The organism is Streptomyces aurantiacus, from assembly GCF_001418335.1.
In the GTDB taxonomy this organism is placed as follows: Bacteria; Actinomycetota; Actinomycetes; order Streptomycetales; family Streptomycetaceae; genus Streptomyces; species Streptomyces aurantiacus.
The window spans coordinates 1-8,393 of sequence record NZ_LIPP01000372.1; the positions used below are offsets into that span (position 1 = coordinate 1).

Below are 8,393 nucleotides of genomic sequence, written 5' to 3' on the forward strand. Positions count from 1 at the left end.
GGAAGAGGGGAAGGCGGGGCGTCATCCGGGGCTTCACTCGCAGGATCGTAAGCCGCGTCGATGTCTATACCGTCCGATGACGAGTCAATCGCTCGTAAAAGTTACTTAATAGCACAAGCTATGGCTCATGGTCGTCAAGCGTCCGCAGCCCTCAACTCTCGTCGCCGTACTCGTTCCGACGATCGTCATGTCCGGGATCGGGCTCTGGGGCATCGACCGCGGTGGGATGTGGCGGGACGAGGCGGTCACCGTTCAGGTGGCACGGCGCTCGCTGCCGCAGATCTGGCATCTGCTGCACTCCGTGGACGTGGTGCACGGCCTCTACTACCTCCTCATGCACCCCGTACTCGCCGTCCACTCCGGCGAGGTCGCCCTGCGTCTGCCCTCGCTCTGCGCGGCCGCCGTGACAGCGGGGCTCGTCGGGGCCCTCGGGGCCCGCCTCGCACGCCCCCGGGTCGGCCTGTGGGCCGGGCTGCTGTACGCGGTGACGCCCATGGCCGGCCACTTCGCGCAGGAGGGCCGGTCGTACGCCCTGGTCGCCGCCGGAGCCACGGGGGCGACGCTGCTCCTCGTACGGGCGACGGACGCCTCCAGGGGCGACGGGGGGTCACGCGCGCGTGGGCCCGGCCGACACGCGCCCGCCCGGCACCGGCACCGGCACCGGTACTGGTACTGGTGCGCGTACGGGGGAGTCGTCACCGTCACCGTCCTGCTCCACGAGTTGGCCGTCCTGCTCCTCCTCGCGCACGCCGTCACCCTGGTCCTCGCCCGGATGCCCCGCAGGGTGTGGTGGAACTGGGCCCGCGCCGCCGGGGCCGTACTCCTCGTCCTGCTCCCGCTCGCCCTGGTCTCCAGCGGCCAGTCGGACCAGGTGGCCTGGCTCGGACCGCCCGGCAGCGGCACGGTCGAGGACCTCCTGCGCTCCTTCGCCGGGCCGACCCGGCTGGTCCTCGGCCCGTACCTGCTGCTGATCGCCCTCGCACTGCGCTCCCCGCTCGCCCGCCGCGGCGAACTCTCCCTTCCCGCGGTCGCCCTCCCGTTGCTGCTCGTGCCGCCCGCGATCCTTCTCGCGGTGTCCCGCCACTGGCCGCTCTTCCACGACCGCTACGTGCTGTACGCGCTCGCGGGGGCACCGCTGCTGGCGGCGGCGGGCGCGGACCGGCTGGCCGGGGCGGCGGGGGCCCACCTGCGCTCCCCGGCCGCCGCGCGAGGCGTCGCCACGCTCCTCGGGGTGCTCGCCATCGCCCTCGCCTTCGTGTCGCAGCTCCCCGTCCTGCGCGAGGACCGGAATCCTGCCCGCCGCCCCGACGACCTCGCGGCCCTCTCCGCGGTGGCCGCCCGGCGGATGAGCCCCGGCGACCCCGTGCTCTTCCTCCCGGCGGTCGTCAGGCGTACGGCGGTGGCGTACCCGAAGGGCTTCCAGGGCGTGCGGGACATCGCGTTGCGGGAGCCCGGACCCGTCTCCGGCACCCTCTACGGGCGCGAGGTCGGCCCCGGCGAACTGCGCCGCAGACTCGACGGACTCGACCGCCTGTGGGTGGTCGCCGAGCCGTACGCGCTGAGGCCCGCCCGGTATCCGCCGGAGCCGGCCGAGCAGGTCAAACTCGCCGTGGTGAGCGAGCAGTTCGTGCCGCGGGCGGAGTTCGTACGGAAGGGGTCGGTTCTGCGGCTGTACGTGCGCAGACCGCCACCGGCGGCGTGAGACACAGGCGCGCCCGGTGATGCGGCGTGGTCACTCGTGGTCCGGAGTCTCCTCCAGGGCCGCCGCGTCCAGCGCGTCCGTGAGCTTGTCGAGGCGGGAGCGCAGGTCGAGGATCTCGGCCACGTCGAAGCCCGTCGCGGCGGAGATCCGGCGCGGCACGCGCAACGCCTGCTCGCGCAGGGCCACGCCCTCGTCCGTGAGGCCGACCAGCACGGACCGCTCGTCCCGGGCGCTGCGCTCACGCCGTACGAGTCCGGCCGTCTCCAGCCGCTTCAGCAGGGGCGACAGCGTCCCGGAGTCGAGCCGCAGGTGCTCGCCGACCTTCTTCACGGGCAGCTCGCCGTGCTCCCACAGCACGAGCATGACCAGGTACTGGGGGTAAGTGAGCCCCAGGTCCTTGAGGATGACGCGGTACAGACCGCCGAAGGCGCGCGAGGCGGCGTGCAGGGAGAAGCAGATCTGCTGGTCGAGGCGGAGGTAGTCCTCCTCGCGCAAGCCCTCCATGGCGGAATCGGGTGCGGGCGTCGTGGTCATGGGTCCAGGGTAACCCCGGCCACGCCATTCAGTTGTGCACAATTTAATTGTGTGCTGTACTTACGTGGTGCGGCGGCCCGGAACCAGGGCCCCGCCGACCACAGGTTTTGGTTTGATCTTGAGAGGGATGGTTTCCATGGACGCGCTCTACACCGCGGTCGCCACCGCCACCCACGGCCGTGACGGCCGCGCCTACAGCTCGGACGGGCAGCTCGACCTGCAGCTCGGCATTCCGACGGAGATGGGCGGCAACGGTCAGGGCACGAACCCGGAGCAGCTCTTCGCCGCCGGTTACTCGGCCTGTTTCGCCAGCGCGCTCGCCCTGGTGGGGCGTGCGGCGAAGGTCGACGTCAGTGACGCCGCGGTGACCGCGGAGGTGGGGATCGGCAAGCAGGGGGAGGGGTTCGCGCTCGCGGTCACCCTTCGGGTGGAGCTGCCTGAGTCGGTCGACGCGGCGACCGGGCGCAAGCTGGTCGAGCAGGCGCATCAGGTGTGCCCCTACTCGAACGCGACCCGCGGGAACATCCCGGTCGAGCTCGTCGTCGAGTAGGTCTTTCGCCCCCGCCGCCCCTACCCTTCCCGTCCTTTCTGGGGGCTGCGCCCCCAGACCCCCGCTGTCGGCCTGAACGGCCTCGTCCTCAGACGCCGGACGGGCTGGTATGTCAGCCCCTCCGGCGTTTGAGGAGCGGGGGTTCGGGGGCTGGCCCCCGAGTAGTGACGGGAAGGGTAGGGGCGGCGGGGGCGAGAACCCCCGGGGGACCCCGCGCCCGAGGGGCTCAGCCCTTTTCCAGGAACTGCTCTCTCTCGTCGTCCAGCAGCGCCTGGAGGGCCGTGCGCAGGGCGGGGAGGTGGGTCAGGTCCGGGTCGCCGGCGACCACCGCGGTCGCCTCCTCGCGGGCCTCGGCGATGATCTCCTCGTCCTCGATGACGGCGAGCATCCGCAGCGAGGTGCGGGCACCCGACTGGGCCTGGCCGAGGACATCGCCCTCGCGTCGCTGTTCGAGGTCGAGGCGGGAGAGCTCGAAGCCGTCGAGCGTGGATGCCACCGCCGTCAGCCGCTGCCGGGCCGGGCTCGCCTCCGGCATCTCGGTGACGAGGAGGCACAGTCCCGCGGCGGAGCCACGGCCGACGCGGCCGCGCAGCTGATGGAGCTGTGACACTCCGAACCGGTCGGCGTCCATGATCACCATCGCTGTCGCGTTCGGCACGTTCACCCCGACCTCGATGACCGTCGTGGCGACCAGGACGTGGGTCTCCCCTGCGGCGAAGCGGCGCATCACGGCGTCCTTCTCGTCCGGCGGCATACGGCCGTGCAGCACTTCGACCGCGATGCCCTGGAGCGGGCCTTTGGCGAGCTGGTCGGCGACTTCGAGGACGGCGAGGGGCGGGCGCTTCTCGGCCTCGGCCGCGTCTTCGGGGGACGGCTTCTTCTTCGACTTCTTCGGGGCGTCGTCCTCGTCCCCGATGCGGGGGCAGACCACGTACGCCTGATGGCCGTTGGACACCTCCTCCCGCACGCGCTCCCACGCGCGCGAGAGGAAATGCGGCTTGTCCGCGGCCGGGACGACATGGCTGGCGATGGGTGAGCGTCCGGCGGGGAGCTGGTCCAGGACCGAGGTGTCCAGGTCGCCGAAGACGGTCATGGCGACCGTGCGGGGAATGGGCGTGGCGGTCATCACGAGGAGGTGCGGCGGCTGCTTGCCCTTGCCGCGCAGGGCGTCGCGCTGCTCGACGCCGAACCGGTGCTGTTCGTCCACCACGACCAGGCCCAGGTCGTGGAACTGCACCTTGTCCTCGATCAGCGCGTGCGTGCCGATGACGAGCCCCGCCTCGCCGGTGACCAGGTCGAGGAGCGCCTGACGGCGTCCTGCCGCCCCCATGGAGCCGGTGAGCAGCACCACCTTCGTGGAGTTCTCGGCCCCGCCGAGCATTCCGCCCTCGGCCAGCTCCCCCATCATCTCGGTGATGGACCGGTGGTGCTGCTGGGCGAGCACCTCGGTGGGCGCGAGCATGGCCGCCTGCCCGCCCGCGTCGACCACGGTCAGCATGGCGCGCAGGGCCACCATGGTCTTACCGGAACCGACCTCCCCCTGCAGCAGCCGGTGCATCGGGTGTTCCGTGGCCAGGTCGTCGAAGATCTCCTTGGTGACCTTCTGCTGGCCTTCGGTGAGGGTGAAGGGGAGCTTGGCGTCGAAGGCGGACAGCATGCCGTCCTTCTTGGGCCTCCTTGCCACGGCGGGCAGTTGGGCGTCGGCGTGGCGGCGGCGGGCCAGGGCCACCTGGAGGACGAACGCCTCGTCCCACTTGAGGCGGGAGCGGGCGTCCTCGATGTCCGCCTTGGTGTGCGGGCGGTGGATCTTCAGGAGGGCCTCGGGCAGGGAGATCAGGCCCCGTCCTGCCCGCAGCGGCTCCGGCAGCGGGTCGAGGGCCTCCTGGGCGTGCGGCAGCACGGTCTGCACCGCCTTGGCGATCTTCCAGGACTCCAGCTTGGCGGTGGCGGGGTAGAGCGGGATCAGCGCGCCGGCCCAGGTGTCCACCGTCTCGGCGGCCTCCTCTGCGGCGTCCTTCCCGCCCAGCAGCTCGTACGCCGGATGGGCCAGCTGGAGGCGGTGGTTGAAGACGGAGACCTTGCCCGCGAACAGCGCGCGCGTGCCGGGCAGGAGCTCCTTGTGGGGCTTGTGCACGCCGTGGCCGAAGAAGACCAGCTTGAGCCGGCCGCTGCCGTCCGTGATGGTCACTTCGAGACGCTGCCCCTTGCCGCGCGGCGCCTTGGGCGAGGCGAACGTGTGCAGGCGGGCGTCGGCCACCTGGGCGACCACCGTCACGTGCTCGTCCATGGGCAGGTCGGCGAGGTGGGTGAGCTGCCCGCGCTCCTCGTACCTGCGCGGATAGTGGTGCAGCAGGTCGCCGACGGTGTGCAGGCCGAGATGCTCGGCCATCACCTTCGCGGTGGCGGGTCCGAGCGTCTTCTTCAGTGGTTCATCGAGCACGGGCACGAGATCCATTGCACACCACACCACTGACAATGCCCTAGATGTCTCGGAAATCCGCTGGTCAGACGGCTCGTTCGCGGCCTAGGATGTCCGGCTCCGGCCCTGTTCGCGGTCACCTCTCCTCCGGGACCGCCCGACCCCGCGCCGTCGCACGTCCCCCCACCGGCGCAGCGACGATGGAATCACAGACCTCAGAGTCATCCCAGGCATCCCCGTCACCTCATACGTTCCAGGTCGACCTGCGCGGCCTCGTGGACCTTCTCTCCCATCACCTCTACTCCAGTCCCAAGGTCTACCTGCGCGAACTGCTGCAGAACGCCGTGGACGCCATCACCGCCCGGCGCACCGAGCAGCCGGACGCGCCTGCCCTGGTACGGCTGTTCGCCGAGGGCGGCACCCTGCGTGTGGAGGACTCCGGGATCGGGCTCACCGAGACGGACGTGCACAGCCTCCTCGCGACCATCGGCCGCAGCTCCAAGCGGGCCGACGGGGCAGCAGGGCTGGAGTCGGCGCGTTCCGACTTCCTCGGCCAGTTCGGTATCGGCCTGCTCGCCTGTTTCGTGGTCGCCGAGCGCATCCGGGTGGTCAGCCGCAGCGCCCGTACGCCCGACGCGCCGCCCGTGGAGTGGACGGCGACCGACGACGGCTCGTACCGGGTCCGTACGCTGCCGCCCGAGGCCCGTGCCGAACCGGGCACCACGGTGTACCTGGAGGCCCGCCCCGGCGCCGCCGACTGGCTGGCCGAGGAGCGGGTGCTGTCGCTGGCCCGCGACTTCGGTTCGCTGCTGCCGTACGACGTACGGGTGGGCGACGAGGCGGTGACGGATCTCCCGGCGCCCTGGGACCGCTCGTACCCAAGTCCCGCCGGCCGCAGGGTCGCGCTGGCCCGGCACTGCCACACCCTGTTCGGGTTCACCCCGCTGGACTCGATCGAGCTGAACGTGCCGCTGGCCGGCATCCGCGGGGTGGCGTACGTGCTGCCGTCCGCGGTCAGCCCCGCCCAGCGCGCCGGACATCGCGTGCACCTGAAGGGCATGCTGCTCACCGAACGGGCCGAACAGCTGCTGCCCGACTGGGCGTTCTTCGTGCGCTGCGTCCTGGACACGGACAGCCTGCGGCCCACCGCGTCCCGGGAGTCGCTGTACGAGGACGAGACCCTGGCCGGCGTAAGGGAGGCGCTGGGCGAGCGGATCCGGGCCTGGCTGACGGGACTCGCCGCCGGTGATCCGGAGCGCCTCGCGGCCTTCCTGTCGGTGCACCACCTGGGGGTGAAGTCCCTGGCGCGGCACGACAGCGAGATGCTGCGCACGATGCTGCCGTGGCTGCCCTTCGAGACCACCGACGGCCGACTGTCCCTTGAGGAATTCGCCCAGCGGCATCCGGTGGTGCACTTCACGCGCACGGTGGAGGAGTACCGCCAGGTCGCGCCGATCGCGTCCGCCCAGGGCGTGGGGGTCGTCAACGGCGGCTACACGTACGACAGCGAACTGGTCGAGGCGCTGCCCACGGTGCGGCCGGGGACGGTCGTGGCGGAGCTGGACGCCGACACGGTGACCGCGCATCTGGACGCGGTCGACCCTGCGGAGGAGCTGGCCCTTTCGGCGTTCCTGGGAGCCGCGCGGGCGAAACTCGACCCCCTGGGGTGCGATGTCGTCCTGCGCGCCTTCCATCCGCTCTCCGTGCCGGCGCTGCACCTGGACGACCGGTCGGCCCGCCACGAGCAGGCCCGCGCGGACGCCGAGGAGCAGGCCGACGACCTGTGGGCGGGCATCCTCGGCTCGCTGCGCGGCAGCGCCCCGCGCGCGCGTCTGGTGCTCAACCATCTCAACCCGCTGATCCGGCGCATCAGTTCGCTCGACGACCGGGACCTGATCGGCACGGCCACGGAGTCGCTCTACGGACAGGCCCTGCTGATGGCGCAGCGTCCGCTGCGGCCCGCGGACTCGGCGCTCCTGAACCGGTCGTTCATAGGCCTCCTGGAGTGGGCCACTCACAGCAACTCCCCGGAGGAGGGCCACTGATGAGCCATCCCATGGACATGGACATGAATATGGACTTCGACGCGCTGCGCCGGGCGATGCAGGAGAACTACGAGCAGCCGGAGGGCCCCGCCCGCAACGCGCGCGCGGAGCAACTGCTCGTCGAGGCCGAGAAGCTGAACATCCCGCTCGCCGTGATCGAGGCGCTCGGCCATCAGCTGAAGGTCTACAACTACAGCTCCGAGAAGGACCGGATGTTCGTCCCCTTCGCGCGCCTGCTGCGCATGTGGGACGAACGGCCCGAGGACTTCGACGAGTACGAGGTCCACTCGCTGCACTGGGTCTTCAAGTGGGTCTCCTCCGGCATGGTCGGCCAGCCGCACGTTCCGCTCGCCTCCATCGAGAAGTGGCTCGGCGAGATGGAGCACCGCTACCGGCTCGCCGGTCACTCCGAACGGGCCGTTCGCAGCACCGAGTTCACGGTGGCCCGTTCCATCGGGGATCTGGAGCGGGCCGGGCGGGCGTACACGGCGTGGCTGGCCGCGGACCGCGACAGCATGGCCGACTGCCATGCCTGCGAGCTGCACGACCAGGGCTGGTGGCTGGTCGAGCGGGGCGCGGACGCCGAGGCGCTGGAGCTGTGGCGGCCGGTCCTGGAGGGCGAGTACACGTGCGCCCACGAACCGCACGCCGTCCTCGCGTCCTCGCTGCTGCCCCTGCTGCGCCTCGACCGCCCGGACGAGGCACGGGCCCACCATCTGCGCGGTTTCCGGCTCGTCCGTTCCATGGAAAGCATGCGCGGCGCGTACGCGGACCATGTGGAATTCTGCGTCCTCACCGGCAACGAGGCGCGTGCCCTGGAGCTGCTCGCGGAGCGGCCCGCGTACTTCACGGACAGCGGGGAGCCGCGCAGCCGGATGGACTTCCTGGCCGTGGTCGCCCTGCTCACGGACCGGCTGACCGCCCTCGGGCTCGGCGCGCGGACCGTGCCGGGGCCGGCCGGCCGCGTCTGGACCGCGGGCGAACTCGCCGCCCACGCGCGCGTGGAGGCCCTCGCACTGGCCGGTCGCTTCGACGAGCGCAACGGCACGACGTACGTGAGCGAGCGCATCCGGCAGCGCATGGACCAGCCGCCGCTGGTGGAGCGCCTGCCGCTGGGCATACGCGCGGCGCGTGCCGTCGGTG

The 8,393-nt window shown here is 71.6% G+C and carries 5 protein-coding genes and 1 pseudogene; 4 read left to right on the forward strand and 2 right to left on the reverse strand.

Features of this window, described 5'->3' with window-relative positions; genetic code table 11:
* Nucleotides 1-127: 127 nt before the first annotated feature.
* Nucleotides 128-1,702: a glycosyltransferase family 39 protein gene (locus AOK01_RS35600; protein ID WP_055519042.1), complete on the forward strand. Its 1,575-nt coding sequence runs from the start codon at nt 128-130 to the stop codon at nt 1,700-1,702.
* Between the two features lie 30 nt (nt 1,703-1,732).
* On the opposite strand, the gene AOK01_RS35605 is transcribed toward AOK01_RS35600, so the two are convergent.
* Nucleotides 1,733-2,236: a MarR family winged helix-turn-helix transcriptional regulator gene (locus AOK01_RS35605; RefSeq protein ID WP_055519045.1), complete on the reverse strand. Its 504-nt coding sequence runs from the start codon at nt 2,234-2,236 to the stop codon at nt 1,733-1,735.
* A gap of 136 nt (nt 2,237-2,372) precedes the next feature.
* Between AOK01_RS35605 and AOK01_RS35610 the strand changes: the two genes are divergently transcribed.
* Entirely contained in the window at nt 2,373-2,786 is a 414-nt protein-coding gene (locus AOK01_RS35610; RefSeq protein ID WP_055519047.1) for an organic hydroperoxide resistance protein, read from the forward strand.
* A gap of 226 nt (nt 2,787-3,012) precedes the next feature.
* Here the strand turns inward: AOK01_RS35610 and recG are convergent, their stop codons facing one another.
* Nucleotides 3,013-5,241 carry an ATP-dependent DNA helicase RecG gene (gene recG, locus AOK01_RS35615; RefSeq protein ID WP_055519049.1) on the reverse strand — a complete coding sequence of 743 codons (2,229 nt, stop codon included), beginning with the start codon at nt 5,239-5,241 and terminating at the stop codon, nt 3,013-3,015.
* 164 nt (nt 5,242-5,405) lie between these two features.
* On the opposite strand from recG, the gene AOK01_RS35620 reads away from it, so the two are divergent.
* Nucleotides 5,406-7,250: an HSP90 family protein gene (locus AOK01_RS35620; RefSeq protein WP_055519051.1), complete on the forward strand. Its 1,845-nt coding sequence runs from the start codon at nt 5,406-5,408 to the stop codon at nt 7,248-7,250.
* A pseudogene (locus AOK01_RS35625) lies at nt 7,250-8,393 on the forward strand (tetratricopeptide repeat protein); the annotation flags it as partial. The gene AOK01_RS35620 and the pseudogene AOK01_RS35625, both read left to right, overlap by 1 nt.

Coding starts and splice junctions, on each gene's coding strand:
- AOK01_RS35600 (WP_055519042.1), top strand. CDS start 128: ATGGTCGTCAAGCGTCCGCAGCCCTCAACTCTCGTCGCCGTACTCGTT.
- AOK01_RS35605 (WP_055519045.1), bottom strand. CDS start 2,236: ATGACCACGACGCCCGCACCCGATTCCGCCATGGAGGGCTTGCGCGAG.
- AOK01_RS35610 (WP_055519047.1), top strand. CDS start 2,373: ATGGACGCGCTCTACACCGCGGTCGCCACCGCCACCCACGGCCGTGAC.
- recG (WP_055519049.1), bottom strand. CDS start 5,241: ATGGATCTCGTGCCCGTGCTCGATGAACCACTGAAGAAGACGCTCGGA.
- AOK01_RS35620 (WP_055519051.1), top strand. CDS start 5,406: ATGGAATCACAGACCTCAGAGTCATCCCAGGCATCCCCGTCACCTCAT.